Raw genomic sequence first — 16,564 nt, 5'->3', positions numbered from 1 at the left:
CGACGCTAGCGTGCCTCGCGGGGCCGCGCCTTGCTAGCGTTGGTCTCGTCAGGCGAAGTGCGGCCGGGGGCGACATTGACCACGCCGGGCGGATCGCCTATTTCCCCTGCATGGAAACACGTCCTCTGACATCGCTGCGCGCCCGCCTCGGCGCCAAAGCCGCGTTTGCCGCCGCCGCGTTGGCGTGCGCGGGCGCCGCGATCGGCTGCAACAACGGGCAGCGGCTGCAGGGCGATCTCTACCAGCGTGAGCTGCGGCTGCAAGAAGACGAGATCTATCGTCTCGAGGACTACATCGAAGAGTACCAGGCGTTGCTCCGCGAGCAGCGTTGCGAGAACACCAAGCTGAAGCGCGAGCTCAAAGAGGCCCAGGAGCAAGAGAGCAAGCCGACACTCGCCCGCGACCCCGACGGCTTCGGCGACGAGCCCCGCGGGCTGAGCGAGCCGTTCGAGCTGTTCGAAGACGGCGACGAAGACCCGATCCCGGCGCCGCCTCAGATCGAGTTCCGCCGGCCCGAACCCACGTCTCCCCCGCCGAGCGGCCGCCCGCTTCCCGGCGCCGAAGAGATCGCCCCGCCGTTCGAGCCGGGCGCCGAGCCGACCGAAGAGGCGCCGCCGTTTGTGCCCGGCGGGACGAGCCGCTCCGCTCCGCCGGCCGCCGCCGAGCAGCCGGCCGTGCAGGAAGCGGATGCGCAGAAGGAGATCGCCCTGCTGACGCCGGTAGGCGAGCCGGAGCTCTTCCCCACGCCCGCCGCCACGAGGCTCGAGCTCGTTGCCGCCGCGCCGCCGCGCGGCGCGTCGATCCGTCTCGACGACCGCCTGCGACTAGTCGTGGCCAACGGCCCGGCCGAAACCACCGGCGAGTCGACACTGCTGGTCCGCACCGTGGCGCCCGCCGAGTCGGCGGCCGGCTTCGATGGCGAGGCCTCGCTGATGCTGCGTGACCCGTCGGCCACCCGGGGCGACGGCAAGATCGCCCGCTGGGACTACAGCCCCCAAGAGGTCGCCACGCTGCTTGGGCAAGACAGCGCAGCGGGCGAACCGATCGAGTTCCGACTCGTGCTGCCCGAGCGGTCGCCGACCGGCGTGCCGCTCACGCTGTGGGTGCGATTCGTCGATTCTGCGGGCCACAAGACGATCAGCCGCACCACGATCGAGCTCGAAGCGCAAGCCGGCCCCGACGCCGCCTTGCGGCTAGTCGAGTCGACGCCCGCGGCCGACCCGCCCTCGCCCGTCGAGCCCGCCTCGTTCGAGGCGCCGGCCGACGCGATGATCGAGTGGCGCTCCGCGAACGCCGAGTGAGCTAATCGGGACCCCGGCCCGAGGAATCGGACCGAGGCCCCGCTTCGCCGCCATCTCTTCCTTGGGGGACTCCTGGGTGAGTGGAGTCCGCGCCTCGGTCATTCCCGGCGCCGAGCCGAAGCCAAGCCGATCGCTCCCAACGCGACGAGCGCCAAGGAAACCGGCTCGGGGATCTGTGTGATCGTGATCCGCGCGACTAGGTCATTCGCCCCGGGCGCCAGGCCGGCGCCGATCGTTCCGACGGGCGTCCCCACGCCTTCGAAGTTCGACAGGCCGGGGTGCGCCATGACCGTGCCCCCCTCGTCGGTCGCCATGTCCATGCCGAACTCGGAGAAGGCAGCGCCGGCGGTGTTGTTCACCTCCGTGCCGGAGTCCCAGATCATGTCGCCATGGATCTCGATCGTCGTCGGCCCGATGAACTCGCCCATTGCGTTGAACAACTCGTAGCCGATCGGGTTGTTGTTGCCGATGAAGGCGTCGTTCGACGGGATCACCATCGAGGCGAAGCTGAAGTAGGGGTAGGCAGCCGGGTTGATCAGGTCGATCGTCGCCGAAGCGGTCTCGCCCGCATCGATCACCGGCGGCTGGCCCGCCATCGAGCCGAAGCCCCCGGGACCGAAGACCACGCCCTGCAAACGGCCCGGGGCGGCAAACTCACCTTGCAGCGTGCTGGGGTCGCCATCCTCGGCGATCAGTTCCAGGCCGGCCGACGCAGCGGCGCCCGGTTCAAACAGATCGAACGAGCCGTCGTGCAGGCCGAACCACATGGGCGTGAGGAAGAACCCTTCGGCCGGGTTGAGGTTTTCGACCGTGATCTTCAGCTGCTGAGCGTCGGCGCGGACGGCGACGCTGAGCATCAGCATGAAGGCTAACGTCGTCGCAAGCGCGGTAAAGATGTGGCGTTGCATATCGTTTTAAGCTCCTTGGATGTGAGTGCTAATAGACGCGCAAGCCCCCTCCTCGACGGAGGATTCCGAATGCGCGCAAGGGGGTTTGATCGTGCTTCTTGGGGGGGCTCGTTGATGCCTGTTCGCTGCGTGAATCGCGATTCACTCGGTTGCTGAAGGGTTAGTCGCTGCCCGGAAGCGGCGGCTACAAGGATTCGGCGAGAAAGCCGAAGAAGTGCGCGGCATGGCCGCACTGGGCGACTGCGCTGCGTTTCAGCCGAGGTCAGACGCGCGGGCGGTGCGTAGCGCCGCGTCGATGCGATCGGCCGCTTCGGCCGAAAGCCGGGGGCCCGAGTCGTGGGTCTCGGGGCGGCCGCGCCAGGCGTTGGCCAACGCTTCGCACGCCCGCTCGATCACGCCGAGCTGACGCCGGAACCGGCGGCACGGCTTGCAACAGGCCGTGTGCAGCCGCATCGCGAGGCGCTCGCTCGGCTCGATCGGCCCGTCGCACGCGTCGGACATCAGCCGCGAGGCGTGCTCGCAATTGAGTGTGAGGATCATCCACAGCCGGGAGAGCTTCATGCTTCTTCCTCCGCTGGGACTTCGGCGACTTGCTCGGCGGCGGGCCTCTCGCAGAACCAACTGTTTTCCAGGCACTTCCGCAGCATCAGCCGCGCCCGGTGCAGGCGGACCGAGAGGTTCTTGCGCGTGATGCCCTCGTGCTCGCAGATCTCCTCAACGCTGCCGCGGCCGAACTCACGCAGCCGGAAGGCCCGCTCGAGTTGCGCCGGCAGGCTGCCGGAGCAGCGGGCGAGCGCGTCCCAGAATTCGGCGTTTTCGACGATTTTTTCAGGCGTTTCGGCCGTTCGATCCGCCGGCCACTCGGCGATCTCCTCGGCCCACTTGCCGTGCTTGTCGAACGGCGTGGCGGAGTCGTCGGCCCGCTTGGCGGGGCGCCGTTTCCGGGCCTCGCCGCGGTAGTGGTCGGCGATCCGGCGACGCAGGATCGCGACCAGCCAGGTGCGGAACGACGCCCGGCCGTCGAACTTGTCGCGCGAGCGCCACGCCGTGAGCAGGGTCTCCTGCACAAGGTCTTCGGCCGTGGCCATGTCGTTCACACGCGCCAGCGCGTAGCCGAGCAGCGCGTCGCCGTGGCGCTCGACCCACTGGTCGGGCTGCTGCGCCTCGAGCGCCGGCGTCGGCGGGGCGTCGCCCTCGTCTGGCGAAGCGGGCCTCTCGGCGGCGGTGGAGGGGCTCATCGGTTCGGCCCGGGGTGGCGAATGGGAAGACTTCGCCCCCGAGTATGATTGCCGGCGGCCCGATCGATTGTGAGCCGTCGCACGCAGGGGGCGATCAGCCCTCGGGCGGGCTTTCCGCGTAGCGGCGGAAGTCGGGCTCGCGGAGCGTGACCCCCTCTTGGACCAGCTCGAACGCCAGCTCGGTGCTTGGCCAGCCCATCGTGCGGAGCACGGCGTCGAGCGCGTCGGCGGGGCACTCGCCATTGAGCTCGACGCGGTGCATCGCGTCGCCGCCTCCCTCGGAGTCGAACTCGTGCATGTGGCCGTTGAGCCGCCAAAACGTATCGCCGCTGCCGCCGGTGACCAGGAAGAAACCGTCCGGCTCGGCGTCGGACCTCGGCAGGGCGAGCAGCGCGGCCTGCATCGCCTCGAACGCCACCGGCAGCGGCGTGGTGAACAGGGGCGGGCCGCCCGCGAGGCCGCCGTGGGTGGCGAACTCGGCGCTGCGCAATGTGACCGTCGGGCCGCTTTGCGCGGCGGGGGGCCAGGCGTAGACGTTGGTGTGCAGGCGGAGCATGGAGTGAGGGGCGGAGGCGACGCCGTTGTGGATACGGCAAGCCGGTTCGTGGCGCCTCCGACGACCGTAGGTCCTCGGTTAGGGGGTTGCCGGCTGGCGAGATCGGGTGTGGCGCCGCGCTCACTCGCTGGGCAGCGTGTGGCCCATCTTGTCGCGTTTGGTCGCCAGGTAAGCAGCGTTCGTTTCGTTAGCGGGCGGCAGCAGCGGCACTTGGTCGACCACTTGCAGGTCGAAGCCGCCGTAGATGAACGCGTCGGTCTTCTTCGGGTTGTTCGTCAGCAGGCGAATCTTGGTGAGACCCAGGTCCTTGAGCAGCTGGATGCCGACGCCGTAATCGCGTGGGTCGGCCTTGAAGCCCAGGGCGATGTTCGCCTCGACCGTGTCCATGCCTTTGTCTTGCAAGGCGTAAGCCTTGATCTTGGCCGGCAGGCCGATGCCGCGGCCCTCCTGCGGCAGGTAGATCAGCACGCCAACGCCCTCGCGGCTGATCATGTCGAGCGCCATGTGGAGCTGGTCGCCGCAGTCGCAGCGGAGCGACTGGATCAGGTCGCCCGTGAAGCAACTGGAGTGCAGGCGGACGAGCGGCTGCTCGGCCTTCGAGGGGTCGCCGAACACGATCGCCACCGGCTCCATCGCCTCGTGCTTCACGCCGTAGGCGATGATCCGCGCGTCGCCGTATTTGGTTGGCAGGTCGGCCTCGGCTTGGCGTTCGACAAGCTGCTCACGAACGCGGCGGTAGGCGATCAGCTCCTCGATCGAGATGATCGGCAGGTCGTGTTCGTCGGCCAAGGAGCGGAGCTCGTCTCGGTTGGCGCGGTCGCCGTCGGCGTTGAGCACCTCGCACAGCACGCCCGCCGGGGTGAGACCGGCCATGCGGGCGAGGTCGACGGCCGCCTCGGTGTGCCCGGCGCGCCGCAGCACGCCCCCCTCCTTGGCGATCAGCGGGAACATGTGGCCGGGGCGCACGAAGTCGGTCGGCTCGCTCGTGGGCGAGGCGAGCTCGCGGACCGTCTCGGCCCGCTCTTCGGCCGTGATGCCCGTGCGCGCCGTGTGGTGGTCGACGCTCACCGTGTAGTTGGTCTGGAGCGGGGCGTTGTTCATCTGGTCGTCGACCATCAGCGGCAGCCGCAGCCGGCTGGCGACCTCGGGCAGCACGGGGCAGCAGAGCTGACCGCGGCCGTGGGTGATCATGAAGTTGACCGTCGCGGCGGAGGTCTTTTCGGCCGCGGCGATGAAGTCCCCCTCGTTCTCGCGGTCCTCGGCGTCGACAACGATGACGATGCGTCCGGCGGCGATCGCCTCGACGGCCTGTTCAATACTGGAGAAACGGGTGGACACGGCGGGACCAGAGGGTTGGTGGGGAGCGGTAAGCGTCGCTAGCAGCTGCGGCTCAGCCGCCGACGGGAGTCGGCGGTTCGCGCCGCCACGAGGATTCGTAGCCACACGTGGGGTCAACCGCCGACTCCCGTCGGAGGTTGGTGGGGGGGCTGCGGCCGGGCTCTGTGCGCTTGGGCGAGCCTGCTCGTGAGACGGCGATCTTCGTATTATAGGGTAACCGGCCCCGATGCCGAATGTCCCCCCGTTCACGCTCCCCTTCTCCCCGACGCCCGCCAGCATGACGCCGCAAGACAGTTCCGCCGGGATGGCCGATCCGATCGCCCCCTTGGGGGTGGAGGAGTACGTCGAGCAGGCCCACTTTTTCGGGGTGCTGGGCGAGAGGCTGCGGCAGAATTCGCCCGTGCAGGAGGTGCTCTCCAGCGTCCGTGAGGAGACGCTGGCCACCACCAAGCTGCCGATGGCGATCGACTTCCTGCTCGCCGAGCTGCGGCACGCCGGCGTCATGGGGGCGGCGATGACCAAGCTGGCCCACTACTTCACGCCGTACCAGGCGTACGTGGTTTCCGAAGCGGAGAACGAGCGCGGGCGGTTCGACCTGCGGATCGGGCTGGAGATCCTGCGCCGCGAGGCGCTCTACCGCGCCGGCCGCAGCAGCGACGGGGGCGCCGCGGCGTTGGCGCCGTCACGCGAGGGGCTGTTCCTCTACCAGTTCGAGTCGGTCTGCCGCAACCGGTTGGGGTACGACACCGGCCTGGCGGCGATCGCCGGCGATCCGTCGTACGACGACGCTTGGCGCAAGTGGATCATGGACCTACGCCGGCAGGTCGGCATGGTCGACGTGGCCGACTTGGTTTACGTGCACAGCGAGTTCTACCGCATGCGATCGCGAGACGCCGACGACGGAGCGGCGCCGCCGCTGTTCGGCGAGCGCGAGGGCCGCATCGCGCTGGCCAACCGGCGCAAGGACCCGATGCTGCTGTTCGCCTCGCTGCACCGCCAACTAGGCTACCCCGAGACGCCGCGCACCGAGCTGCCGGACGAAGAGGAGGCGCTGCTGCCGCAGCTTGCCCGCCGCTGCGAGCAGCTCGAGAAGCGGATCAAGCTCTTAGAAGAAGAGCAACGCGGCGGGGTTGACCTGAGCAAGTTCTACGAGAAGCCGCCGGGGGCAGAGTAGCAGGCGCCATTAGCATGCGTGCGTATTGGCGACTGCCACGAGCGCCAGCATCTTGAGGCCGGCCTCTGGACTCACTTAAGCATGCGTTAAAAACCCAGCTAGAGACACTGTTGAAGCTGCCATTGCAGGTTAGCGGATGAACCAAGTAAGCGTCGAAAGGTCACTCCTTTGTCCTTGGGGACGGACCGGTACATCCGCGTCGAACGATGAAGCCGAGGCAGCTTATGGACCGTAAGGATCATATGGCGAAGCGAGCTTCCTGTGGTCATTGAAGCGGCTTACAAAGTCTTCAAAGCTACCGGCGATTGCATCGATAGAAGCCTCCTGCATCACCCACCACGCTACCCGCCCGCTCGGATGCATAAGGACATGGCAACCGTTGCGAGCGTGAAAAAGCATCAGAGAACCCTTCCATTCTTCGAACTCTTCTTCGTCATCGATGGGTTCTATCCACCTGTCGTCAAATACAGGCCACGGCGATTCCGAGTAGACGAAGTGCCCAGCGACAGTCGTATCCTCAGACAGACCGGCGAAGTGACGCATGAACTCTTGCAATGCCTGGTTTTCGGAAAGTGATACTGACGACAATCGCGAGTTAAGCACCTCAGAATCAAGCGGCGCCGGCAGGTAGAAGCAGTTGCCAACTGCCTCGTCATCGGCATCGGGACGTATCGCCTTGATCATTCCGCCGTCGCCAAAGTCGACTATCTCGCGTACTTCGAATGCCGAGAGAGTACTACGTAGTGCAAGTATCGACCCACGACCAATCGATGCCCATCGATCGTGTAGGCGTCCGGTTGCCGCAGCGGACTCCAACCCGACGAATTCCTGAATCCAAGGATGCCATGATTCGCGGACGTCGAGAGGAATCTTGACTCCTGGCAGAGCGTACGAACGAGGGTGATTTTGGAGCATCACTAATTAGGAATCGTGGATGGGCACGCAATTGTATAGCGGAGCAGGCGTCCAGAATCATAGCCGCGAACTCGCTTAGGAGTGAAACTTCGACGCTGATTCCGGACTCCGTTAGCCTGTACAGGAGGCGCCGCTCGCAGCCTATTTCCAGATTGCCGCAGAGTGCTCGAGTGTGGCCCTTCTTGCGATCAATGTGAGAATCCTCGCTCGAAAGCGGGCGGCGCCGGGATGATGGAATACACCGCTGACGCGACCGACAGGTTCGTCATTCGGGCTTCGTCATTTTCCCATTCAGCTCGCCGACAAGCCGCGATCGACGGCCGCCTGCTCGCGGGCGTAGACGGCCAGCATCGCCTCGAAGGCGTCGGGGGCCACGCGCCACACGGGCTCCGACTCGCTGTGCGCATTGCAATGGGTCGAGATCAATCGGTAGAGAAACTTGAAGGCGTGCCGCGGCGTGCGGAGCGACCGTATCGCGTCGACGAGCCGCTGGTCGCTAACCGCCGGGTCGACGAGGTCCCTGAGCCGCGGCCGCTTGCCCCCCTCGGCGCAGGCCGCCAGGCGGGCGTCGGCCAGGTCCAGCAGCGCCTGACCGGTCCAATCGAGCGACGGCACCACGTTCTGCTTGTCGAGCCGGGCCCGCTGGTGGAAGTCGCGTCCCTCGCGGTTGAGGTGGTCCATCAACTCGGCGGGCAGCAGCAGCTTGATCCCCAGGCCCGACTGCTTGAGGAACTTGTTGTCGAGCATTGACCAGATGAAATCCCGCATCAGCTCGACGCGGCCGTTCACCTGGTGCGGCTCGTCGACGCGGTCCACGAGCACCACCACGCCGGTGACGCCGAGCGTCGCGAGCACGCCGCGCAGCTTGTCGAGCTGCTCGTAGCGGTCGTCGGTGCGGCTCTTCTCGGGGAGCGGTTGGTTGAGCAGGTCTTGCTTGGTGAACGCCCGGAGCAGCGAGCCGAGCGCCCGCACGTCGCGGTTGATCACACGCAGTTCGCGCGAGATCCGCCACGCCCGCCCCACGCGGGTCGTGTACTTCAGCAGCCACGGCGCCCAGCCGGCGAGCACCACCAGGTAAACCCACGGCCGTTCGAGCCACGCACGCGAGCCCCACTGGTAGCCGACCCAAGCGACGAGCAGCGTGACGGCCACGCCGATCGCCAGCTGCATGTAGCTCTTCGGCGAGTAGAACCCCAGCCGGCGGCGCAAGCGGCCCCAGCGGCTGGTGAGCGGCTCGGCCGTGGAGTTGTCGTAGCAGGCGGCCAGCAGCAGCAGGTCGCGCTTCTGGGCGTGGTCGAGCGCCTTGGCGGGCGTCGATTCGGTGGCGCTCGGCTTGAGCCGGTTGGCGTCTTCCTTGGGCGACTTCTTGGCGTCGAGCAGGTGATCGACCAGGTCCGTCACGGCGAGCGACAAGATCGCGTCCATGTGGTCCCACAGCTTCCAATCGGCGAGCACGCGGCTCGGGTCGCGCTGCTTGCGCGCCGAGAGCCGGTCGGCGAAGCGGTCGAGCATCGGGTTGAAGTCGTCGTACTCCACCACCCAAACGCGCCCCGCTTTGTGGTCGCGGTTGTGCTCGGCGAGCTTCGTGACGATCTGCAAGCGCATGGCCGTCTTGCCGGCGCCCTTCTCGCCGAACACCAGCGACGTGGCCGGGTTCGCGGGGTCGCCGTACACCTTGTCCCACGCCGGGTGGTAGACGTCCGCGCAGTGGGTCTGGAAGACCAGGTCGGTCTGCGCGTCTTCTTCGGCGAAAGGGTTCGACGCAACGCCGTGGTGGCTTAGGAACTGTTCGGTCTTCATGGCGCGTGATGGTTTCGGAGGGCTTCTAGCCTTATTCAGAAAAACCTACCTCGCTACCGATCGTAGACCGCCCACAGCGGGGGGTTCCAGCGGCGGGCGGCGGAAGTTAGGCGTATAATCGGAGAAAACGCTGCAACCGCAAGCGTTTCCGACCCCAGGGCCCGTAGCATTTCTGATTCGCATGACGCTGCCGCCGATCAACAACGACCCCGCTTTCGGTTACTACCCCTGGTGGCCCAAGACGCCCCCGGGCGAATCGAGCGACGAGTGGGTCCACCCGGACGACCGCGAGCGGGCCAAGGGAGTCATTCCCGGCCCCCGCGTTTGGCGCCGCGACGGCCAAGAAGGCCCCTACGTCATCCTCCACTACGGCGACGAGCGCCTCCGTGTGCGACGCACGCTGTGGTGCGAGGTCGAGCCCGAGGGGTGGGAGATCGGTGACGAAGTGTCGGTCCGCCCTTTGGGCATGAAGAACGACCCGGTGATCGGCTTCATCCGCGAGCGGCTGTGGGACGAGACCGAGGGCGCCATGCGCTACGAGCTCACTGTGGCCGACGGCACGCTGTACGAGAAGCAATTCGCCTCGTACGAGCTCAAGCGGCTCGAGCCGCTCGTGGAGCGCGAAGATTTTGAACTAGAGCCGCCCGAAGACGACGAAGGCGTGGACGACCTGATCGACGGCCCGCCAGCGCCCAAGGGGCCGTGGAACTAAAAAGGACTTCTCTCACCTGTAGGGAACGCCCTCTGTGGCGTTCCGAACCCCGGCGGGCAGGATCGTCCTCGCTCCTGCTAAGCGCACTAGGGCTAATCAGCAGCACGATCGAGAAGACCGTGTACCCGGTGCTGGAACGCCACGGAGGGCGTTCCCTACAGCCACGCGTTCTCGTTCCCTGCAGCCGCGCGTTTTAGCCGCGGGCCGGCGCCGCTTGCGGCGCCCGCATGCCGGCGAGCATCGCCGCGCCGAACACCAGCGCCGTGTAGACCACGTCGCCCGTGAGCATCGCCCGGAAGAACGGCACGGCCGCCGCGTAGCACGCCATGAGCCCTGCGCCGGTGTGCGGGTAGAGGCTGCCGAGCGACCAGTACGCGAAGTTCGTCACGAGAAAGAACACGACCGAGGGCGCGACGGCGCCGGCCGCCAAGCGACCGAGCCAAGCGGGGCGCGACAGGCGGTCGTTGCGGAGCAACCGGCCTAGCAGCGGCGGGAGCACCATGGCGGCGTACACGGCGAGCATCACGCCGCGGTTGGCGTAGGCGGGCAACGCCAGGTCGGAGACGAGCATCGCTGTGAGCGGCACGAGCATCGCGACCGAGCGGCTGGCGAAGTAGCGTCCCGCGAACAGGCCGACGGCCGCCAGCGGCGTGACGCACCAGTCGGGCTGGCCCCAGCGGCCGGCAACGCCGATCGCCACGAGCAACGCGAAAACGGCGATTTCAGTCGAGCGGGCGCGGAGGGCGGGCATCACAGGATCCATATGTGTCGAAAGAGACAAACTAAAACAGGCAAACTAGAAGGACTCGGCATTCTACCGCCGAGTAGTCTACTGAAATTGGGTGAACCGCCACAAGACTCGGTCCCCCGGCGAGACAGGCGTGGCGCCGGCGCCGCGGTCCGCCTCGACGCCGTTGACCTCAAACCGCCAGTTGCGGCCGTCGGGGCCCTCGTTCGTGGCGCCGCCGATCGACTCGACGAACGCCATCGCCCCCTCGCCGCGGTATTCGACGCGCCAGGCGTCCGACTCGCGGCCCGCCGCCAGCAGGGCGTCGAGCGCGGTCGTCTCGGCCCCGACCGAGGCCTCGACCTCGGGCGGAAGGGGGGCGGGGGGCTCCCCATCGACCTCGGCGGCGAGGGTAACCACGCCGACCACAGCGGCCGGATCGAGTGCCGGCGGCGTCGCGACGCCGCTCTGCAAGGCGGGCGCCCACGCCCGGGCCAGTAGCACCATCAGCAAAACAAGCAGCAGCGCCGCAGGCAGGCGCCAGGAGCGGGTCGGTTGGGCGGTTGACGGCGTGGTGTCCATGCGGCCAACTTCCGCCCATGGCCCGCCAATGTCAACGTGTCGATCATCTGCCCCAAAAAAGGCGAGCCGGCGGGCGTACACCCCCCGGAGTGGAGCGGGTACCCGGCGCCTTCCCGGGGGCTTACGCCCGCCGGCTCGCCAGCTCCGCTGCGGCGCGCATAACTGTACTGCGGGTGGATGGCCCGGGCCGGCGGCGTGACGTATGGTTGTGTAGCGATCGACGTTTCGCCCCGATCTTATCTCACACGTCTCACACGCCCCCCGGAAACTTGCGGATGGCGACCCCGGCGCAAAACAACGCCCCAGCGACTCGGCTCGACCTGCGCGCGGGCGGCGTGGCGGTGCTCACACTCGACTGCCCCGACCGCTCGGTCAACATCCTCTCCACCCGCGTGATGGAGGAGATCGCCGGCCGGCTCGATGAGCTCGAAAAGCAAAAAGACCTCCGCGGCCTGGTGATCGTGAGCGGCAAGCCGAGCGGCTTTATCGCCGGCGCCGACCTCACCGAGTTCGTCGCCGGGCTCGACCAACCGAAGGACGAGATCGTCCAGGTCAGCCGCCGCGGGCAGCTGCTGTTCGAGCGATTGGCGAATACGCCGTATGTCACCGTGGCCGCGATCAACGGGCTGTGCGTCGGCGGCGGGGCGGAGCTCGCCGTGTGGTGTGACCGCCGCGTCGTGACCGAGTCGGCCCTGATCGGGTTCCCCGAAGTGAAGCTCGGCCTCTTCCCCGGCTGGGGCGGCACGGTGCGGGCGCCGCGGATCGTGGGCCTGTCGAACGCCGCGGAGATGATCACTGGCGGCGATAATGTGGCGGCCGACGAAGCGCAGGCGATGGGCCTGGCGGACGACGTCGTCCCGAACCCGAAGAAGGGCGACGACGGCTCGCCCCTGGTCGACGCCGCCGTCAGGCTGATCGAGCAGGAACAAGAATCGAAGGCGTACCTCGCCGACCGCGAGCGCTGGGCCGGGCCGATCACGCAGAGCGAGACCGAGCTCGCGTTCCTCGGCGCCACGGCGAGCGCCATGGTTCAGCAGAAGACCGGCGGGCATTACCCGGCGCCGATGGCCGCCTTGGAGCTGCTGCTCGAGGCGTCGCAACAGGACGCGACGGCGGCCCTGGCAAGCGAAGCCGAGGCGTTCGCCCCGCTGTTCGGCTCGCCGGTGAACCGGGCGCTGCTGAACGTCTTCTTCCTCACCGACCGGGCGAAGAAGGTCGCCGGCGATCAGCCGGCCGACAAGGATTTCCCGCGATCGGCCGCCGTCGTCGGCGCCGGCATCATGGGCCAAGGCATCGCCGCGGCCAACGTGAAACGGTGCGTGCCGGTGCTGCTCTCCGACACGAGGGCCGAAGCGCTCGGCGCCGGTGTGGCCGGCGTGGTCCGCGAAGTCTCGTACAACAAAAAGACCAAATCGGCCGACGCCGGCCTCGCCATCGAACGCGGCGCTCTGGTCAACGCCGCCACCTCGCCCGAGTCGCTCGCCGCGTGCGAGGTCGTCATCGAGGCGATCATCGAGCGGGCCGATGCGAAACGCGAGCTGTTCGCCGCGCTTGAGCCGCACGCCACCGAGCGGACCATCCTGGCGTCGAACACCTCGACGATCCCGATCACCCAGCTCGCCGAAGGGCTCAAACATCCGGAGCGTTTCTGCGGCCTGCACTTCTTCAACCCCGTGCGGAAAATGCCGCTCGTGGAGGTGATCCGCGGAGAGAAGACCTCCGACGCCACCGTCGCCCAGATGGCCGCCTACGCCCGCCGGCTCGGCAAGACGCCGGTCGTCGTCAGCGACGGCCCCGGGTTCCTCGTCAACCGCCTGCTCATGCCGTACATGAACGAGGCGGCGCTGATGGCGGGCGAGGGCGTTCCGACCAAGGCGATCGAGAAGACGGCCAAGGCGTTCGGCATGCCGATGGGCCCGCTCGAGCTGCACGACGTGGTCGGTCTCGACACCTGCCTGCACGCCGGTCGCGTGATGGCCGCCGCCTTCAGCGACCGTGTCGAGCCGGCGGGCGCCGTCGCCGCGATGGTCGAGGCGGGCCGCTTGGGCCAGAAGAACGGCAAAGGTTTTTACGACTGGGCGCCCGGCAAAGGGGGCAAGCCGCCCAAGAAGACGCCGAGCGCCGAGGCGGGCGAGATCCTGAAAGCTGAGAGCAGCAAGGCTAAAGCCGCCGGCGACTACGACCTCGCCGATCGCCTGCTGATGCCGATGCTGGTCGAGGCGACCCGGGCCGTCGAAGACGGCATCGTGCCGAGCGTGCGCGACGTCGACCTCGCGCTGATCCTCGGCGTCGGCTTCCCGCCCCACAAGGGCGGCCTGTTCCACTGGGCCGACACCGTCGGCGCCGCCGAGATCCTGAAACGCCTCGAGCCGCTGGCCCCGTTGGGCAAACGGTTCGAGCCAACCGAGATGATCAAGAAAGCCGCCGCGGGCGGCGTGAGTTTTTACGACATGATCCTGTGAGTGACCAATCAGAAGCTTTGTATCCCCCTCCCCCATGGGGGGAGGGGTTAGGGGAGGGGGTCGGGCCTGAATCGGCTAGGTCTCTTTCCTGTGCCTGAACGCTTTCACCCCTCCCCTAGCCCCTCCCCTTCCAGGGGAGGGGGATGCGAAACGGCTTTGCCGCTCCCCAATCTCCTTTCTCCTTTCCCCATCTCCCCTCTAAAATGCCCACCCCCGTCATCATCGACGCCGTCCGCACGCCGATCGGCCGGGCCCACGCCGAGCGCGGCGTCTACCGCGACGTGCGGGCCGACGACCTCGCCGTGGCGGTGGTGCGGGCGCTGGTGGAGCGCACCGGCGTCGATCCAACCGAGATCGACGACCTGCTGCTCGGCTGCACCCAGCAGCAGGGCGAGCAGGGGACGAACGTCGCCCGGCTGGTGGCGCTCACGGCGGGGCTGCCCGCCTCGGTGGCGGGGGCGACGATCAACCGCCTCTGCGGCAGCAGCCTGCAAGCCTTGAATCAGGCGTCCCACAGCATCCGCGCCGGCGGCGAAGACGTGCAGGTCGTCGGCGGTGTGGAGCACATGCACCACTACCCGATGAACCTGGGCGTCGACATCAACCCCAAGCTGTTCCGCTACACCAGCAAGGGCGCCTTGCTGATGGGCGTGACGGCCGAGTTTCTCGCCCAGTCGCAGGGCATCAGCCGCGAGGCGCAAGACGCGTTCGCGCTGCGCAGCCACGAGCGGGCCCACACGGCGCACGAGGCGGGCGAGTTCGCCGCCGAGATCGTCCCCACCTACGGCCGCGACGAGGCGGGCCAGCGGGTGCTCGTCACCCGCGACCAGTGCGTCCGCGCCGACACGAGCCTTGAAGCCTTGGCCGACCTCAAGCCGGCGTTCATGCCGGTCGTCGGCACCGTGACGGCCGGCAACAGCTCGCCGCTGAACGACGGCGCCGCGGCGATGCTCGTGATGTCCAAGGAACGGGCCGAGGACCTCGGCCTCGTGCCGCTGGCCGAGGTGGTGGCCACCGCCGTGGCCGGCGTCGACCCGGCGGTGATGGGCGCCGGCCCGGTCCCCGCCACCCTGAAAGTGCTCCAGCGCGCCGGCATGACCCTGGACGACATCGATCTGATTGAACTCAACGAGGCGTTCGCCGCCCAGGCGCTCGCCTGCACGCGGATGCTTCAGATGAGCGAAGAGACGGTCGACGCGAAGGTGAACGTCCGCGGCGGCTCGATCGCCATCGGCCACCCCTTGGGCGCGAGCGGCGCCCGCATCGCCACCACCCTGCTGCACACGATGATCGGCCGCAACGCCGAAGTGGGCCTCGCGACGATGTGCATCGGCGCGGGCCAGGGCGTGGCGACGATTCTCAGGCGGTTCTAAGCGACCCCCGCCCCCAATCGGGTAGCCCAGGTTTTTAAACCTGGGTCGCCGCAGGCGACAAGAAGCCCAAGAACGGGCTAGAGCGTCGGGGAAGTCGTAACTGAAGCAGAGTCCTGCGGCGGTTTCTTGTGGCTTCGCCACCCCGGTTCAAGAACCGGTGCTACCCGCTATCCGGATATATCGGAGGGGACTTGGAGCGACGCGGCAGCGTCGCCCTCATTGTGCGTCAGACCCGGGTACTGGATAATTGAGTGACCTATCCCGACTCGGCACTTCCTCAGCACCGCAAATGGCCTACTACACCAATCTTTTCTCACCTGAGACTTACGAGGCGTTTAGCCAGTCTGACCGCAGCGTGTCCGGATTTCGCACAACTCAACACAAGACCGCGAAGCGTCTCAAACCCGGCGATAAGCTTATCTGCTACATGACGAAGTTGTCTCGGTGGATAGGAGTTCTCGAAGTTGAGAGCGATTGCTACACGGACGACTCACCAGTGTTCTATGGTGAAAACGATCCGTTTGAAGTTCGCTTTCGCGTTCGCCCAACGGTGTGGCTGACGAAAGAGAAGTGCGTACCGATACACGATGATGCTGTGTGGCAATCCTTATCGTTCACTAAGAACACGAGCAAGCAAGAGGGCGGTTGGACTGGAAAGGTCCGACGAAGTCTGAACCACCTAGACGACGAAGACGGCGAGTTCTTAGAGCAGTTGCTATCCAGCCAAGCCGATGGTGGCACAGACTATGCCGTCGATGATGCTGAGTTTCGTAAGCTGGTCAGTTCACGTATTAGGCGTGCTGATAAAGTCGTTGCGGTGACGGTCCCAGAGGATGAAGACGAACCATCGACGGATGACGCAATTCGACCGTCGTACGGAATTCAGGCATCGCTAGCTGAGTGCGGCGAACGGATGGGCTTCAAGGTCTGGCTGCCACGTAACGATAGAGGGGCCGTGCTGCAAAAGTGGAGTCCCGACACAGATTCGCTAATCGAAGTATTGCCGCTAAACTACGATGATACTACGTTGCGAACTATCGAGAATATCGACGTGATATGGCTCAAAGGACGATCCATCGTCAGGGCGTTTGAGGTTGAGCATACAACAGCGGTCTACTCTGGCATTCTGCGTATGGCCGATTTGCTGGCCCTGCAACCCAACATGGATATCAGGTTGCATATTGTGGCTCCGGAGTCTCGAAAGCAGAAAGTCTTTACCGAGATACAACGCCCAGTGTTCAGCCTGCTAGAGCGGGCGCCGCTCTCTGAAAGCTGTTCCTTTATCTCGTACGACGCTGTAGAGGAACTGCTGCAAATGAAGCACCTTGGGCACCTGTCTGATTCGGTGCTTGAAGAGTATTCAGAGTATGCGGAGTGAGGTCGAGTCTCCAACAGCTACTACCTTGAACAACCAACGCCGCACGGTCCCCAACTGTACGTAGTTCGTAATAAGTAAGTAGTAAGTAGCGACTGTCTTC

15 protein-coding genes are annotated in these 16,564 nt (G+C 66.6%); 6 read left to right on the top strand and 9 right to left on the bottom strand.

Annotated features, from left to right (window positions below):
* Positions 1 to 110: 110 nt before the first annotated feature.
* Positions 111 to 1,301, top strand: coding sequence for a hypothetical protein (locus Mal64_RS11200; protein WP_146400117.1), 1,191 nt, complete (start codon positions 111 to 113; stop codon positions 1,299 to 1,301).
* Between the two features lie 98 nt (positions 1,302 to 1,399).
* Here the strand turns inward: Mal64_RS11200 and Mal64_RS11195 are convergent, their stop codons facing one another.
* From Mal64_RS11195 to ribB, 5 genes are all read right to left on the bottom strand, one after another.
* Positions 1,400 to 2,209: a spondin domain-containing protein gene (locus tag Mal64_RS11195; protein WP_146400115.1), complete on the bottom strand. Its 810-nt coding sequence runs from the start codon at positions 2,207 to 2,209 to the stop codon at positions 1,400 to 1,402.
* Positions 2,210 to 2,461: 252 nt separating this feature from the next.
* The gene (locus Mal64_RS11190; RefSeq protein WP_197525673.1) at positions 2,462 to 2,770 is read right to left on the bottom strand and encodes a zf-HC2 domain-containing protein; all 309 of its coding nucleotides are present in this window, start codon (positions 2,768 to 2,770) and stop codon (positions 2,462 to 2,464) included.
* Positions 2,767 to 3,447, bottom strand: a complete 681-nt coding sequence (locus tag Mal64_RS11185) for a sigma-70 family RNA polymerase sigma factor (protein WP_197525671.1) — start codon at positions 3,445 to 3,447, stop codon at positions 2,767 to 2,769. Before Mal64_RS11185 ends, Mal64_RS11190 begins: the two co-directional genes overlap by 4 nt.
* Before the next feature lie 94 nt (positions 3,448 to 3,541).
* Positions 3,542 to 4,003 carry a hypothetical protein gene (locus Mal64_RS19820; RefSeq protein ID WP_197525669.1) on the bottom strand — a complete coding sequence of 154 codons (462 nt, stop codon included), beginning with the start codon at positions 4,001 to 4,003 and terminating at the stop codon, positions 3,542 to 3,544.
* 120 nt (positions 4,004 to 4,123) lie between these two features.
* The gene (gene ribB, locus Mal64_RS11180; RefSeq protein ID WP_231993666.1) at positions 4,124 to 5,341 is read right to left on the bottom strand and encodes a 3,4-dihydroxy-2-butanone-4-phosphate synthase; all 1,218 of its coding nucleotides are present in this window, start codon (positions 5,339 to 5,341) and stop codon (positions 4,124 to 4,126) included.
* A gap of 226 nt (positions 5,342 to 5,567) precedes the next feature.
* Between ribB and Mal64_RS11175 the strand changes: the two genes are divergently transcribed.
* Complete coding sequence (locus Mal64_RS11175) at positions 5,568 to 6,515, top strand: hypothetical protein (RefSeq protein ID WP_315852798.1); 948 nt, start codon at positions 5,568 to 5,570, stop codon at positions 6,513 to 6,515.
* A 222-nt stretch (positions 6,516 to 6,737) separates the two neighbouring features.
* On the opposite strand, the gene Mal64_RS11170 is transcribed toward Mal64_RS11175, so the two are convergent.
* Both Mal64_RS11170 and Mal64_RS11165 read right to left on the bottom strand, forming a co-directional pair.
* Complete coding sequence (locus tag Mal64_RS11170) at positions 6,738 to 7,199, bottom strand: hypothetical protein (RefSeq protein WP_146400109.1); 462 nt, start codon at positions 7,197 to 7,199, stop codon at positions 6,738 to 6,740.
* Positions 7,200 to 7,721: 522 nt separating this feature from the next.
* Positions 7,722 to 9,230, bottom strand: coding sequence for a hypothetical protein (locus Mal64_RS11165; RefSeq protein ID WP_146400107.1), 1,509 nt, complete (start codon positions 9,228 to 9,230; stop codon positions 7,722 to 7,724).
* Between the two features lie 181 nt (positions 9,231 to 9,411).
* Between Mal64_RS11165 and Mal64_RS11160 the strand changes: the two genes are divergently transcribed.
* Positions 9,412 to 9,942 carry a hypothetical protein gene (locus Mal64_RS11160; RefSeq protein ID WP_146400105.1) on the top strand — a complete coding sequence of 177 codons (531 nt, stop codon included), beginning with the start codon at positions 9,412 to 9,414 and terminating at the stop codon, positions 9,940 to 9,942.
* Positions 9,943 to 10,135: 193 nt separating this feature from the next.
* Here Mal64_RS11160 and Mal64_RS11155 read toward each other — a convergent pair whose 3' ends face one another.
* Both Mal64_RS11155 and Mal64_RS11150 read right to left on the bottom strand, forming a co-directional pair.
* Positions 10,136 to 10,693, bottom strand: coding sequence for a DUF6580 family putative transport protein (locus Mal64_RS11155; RefSeq protein WP_146400103.1), 558 nt, complete (start codon positions 10,691 to 10,693; stop codon positions 10,136 to 10,138).
* A 78-nt stretch (positions 10,694 to 10,771) separates the two neighbouring features.
* Positions 10,772 to 11,251 carry a DUF4430 domain-containing protein gene (locus Mal64_RS11150; RefSeq protein WP_146400100.1) on the bottom strand — a complete coding sequence of 160 codons (480 nt, stop codon included), beginning with the start codon at positions 11,249 to 11,251 and terminating at the stop codon, positions 10,772 to 10,774.
* 275 nt (positions 11,252 to 11,526) lie between these two features.
* On the opposite strand from Mal64_RS11150, the gene Mal64_RS11145 reads away from it, so the two are divergent.
* The 3 genes from Mal64_RS11145 to Mal64_RS11135 all read left to right on the top strand — a co-directional run bounded on the left by Mal64_RS11145 (position 11,527) and on the right by Mal64_RS11135 (position 16,464).
* On the top strand, positions 11,527 to 13,713 hold the full coding sequence (locus Mal64_RS11145) for a 3-hydroxyacyl-CoA dehydrogenase NAD-binding domain-containing protein (protein WP_146400098.1): 2,187 nt from the start codon (positions 11,527 to 11,529) through the stop codon (positions 13,711 to 13,713).
* Positions 13,714 to 13,916: 203 nt separating this feature from the next.
* The gene (gene fadA, locus Mal64_RS11140) at positions 13,917 to 15,086 is read left to right on the top strand and encodes an acetyl-CoA C-acyltransferase FadA (protein WP_146400096.1); all 1,170 of its coding nucleotides are present in this window, start codon (positions 13,917 to 13,919) and stop codon (positions 15,084 to 15,086) included.
* Between the two features lie 289 nt (positions 15,087 to 15,375).
* A complete protein-coding gene (locus Mal64_RS11135; RefSeq protein ID WP_146400094.1) occupies positions 15,376 to 16,464 on the top strand; it encodes an EVE domain-containing protein in 1,089 nt (362 codons plus the stop codon).
* The last annotated feature ends 100 nt before the right edge of the window (positions 16,465 to 16,564 follow it).

Origin of the sequence: Pseudobythopirellula maris, from assembly GCF_007859945.1 — a bacterium.
Taxonomy (GTDB): Bacteria; Planctomycetota; Planctomycetia; order Pirellulales; family Lacipirellulaceae; genus Pseudobythopirellula; species Pseudobythopirellula maris.
The sequence above is the reverse complement of the archived record's forward strand: the minus strand, read 5'-3'. Positions and strand labels throughout refer to the sequence as shown.

Coding starts and splice junctions, on each gene's coding strand:
- Mal64_RS11175 (WP_315852798.1), top strand. CDS start 5,568: ATGCCGAATGTCCCCCCGTTCACGCTCCCCTTCTCCCCGACGCCCGCC.
- Mal64_RS11195 (WP_146400115.1), bottom strand. CDS start 2,209: ATGCAACGCCACATCTTTACCGCGCTTGCGACGACGTTAGCCTTCATG.
- Mal64_RS11200 (WP_146400117.1), top strand. CDS start 111: ATGGAAACACGTCCTCTGACATCGCTGCGCGCCCGCCTCGGCGCCAAA.
- Mal64_RS11190 (WP_197525673.1), bottom strand. CDS start 2,770: ATGAAGCTCTCCCGGCTGTGGATGATCCTCACACTCAATTGCGAGCAC.
- Mal64_RS11160 (WP_146400105.1), top strand. CDS start 9,412: ATGACGCTGCCGCCGATCAACAACGACCCCGCTTTCGGTTACTACCCC.
- fadA (WP_146400096.1), top strand. CDS start 13,917: ATGCCCACCCCCGTCATCATCGACGCCGTCCGCACGCCGATCGGCCGG.
- Mal64_RS11145 (WP_146400098.1), top strand. CDS start 11,527: ATGGCGACCCCGGCGCAAAACAACGCCCCAGCGACTCGGCTCGACCTG.
- Mal64_RS11185 (WP_197525671.1), bottom strand. CDS start 3,447: ATGAGCCCCTCCACCGCCGCCGAGAGGCCCGCTTCGCCAGACGAGGGC.
- Mal64_RS19820 (WP_197525669.1), bottom strand. CDS start 4,003: ATGCTCCGCCTGCACACCAACGTCTACGCCTGGCCCCCCGCCGCGCAA.
- Mal64_RS11170 (WP_146400109.1), bottom strand. CDS start 7,199: ATGATCAAGGCGATACGTCCCGATGCCGATGACGAGGCAGTTGGCAAC.
- Mal64_RS11150 (WP_146400100.1), bottom strand. CDS start 11,251: ATGGACACCACGCCGTCAACCGCCCAACCGACCCGCTCCTGGCGCCTG.
- Mal64_RS11155 (WP_146400103.1), bottom strand. CDS start 10,693: ATGCCCGCCCTCCGCGCCCGCTCGACTGAAATCGCCGTTTTCGCGTTG.
- Mal64_RS11165 (WP_146400107.1), bottom strand. CDS start 9,230: ATGAAGACCGAACAGTTCCTAAGCCACCACGGCGTTGCGTCGAACCCT.
- Mal64_RS11135 (WP_146400094.1), top strand. CDS start 15,376: ATGGCCTACTACACCAATCTTTTCTCACCTGAGACTTACGAGGCGTTT.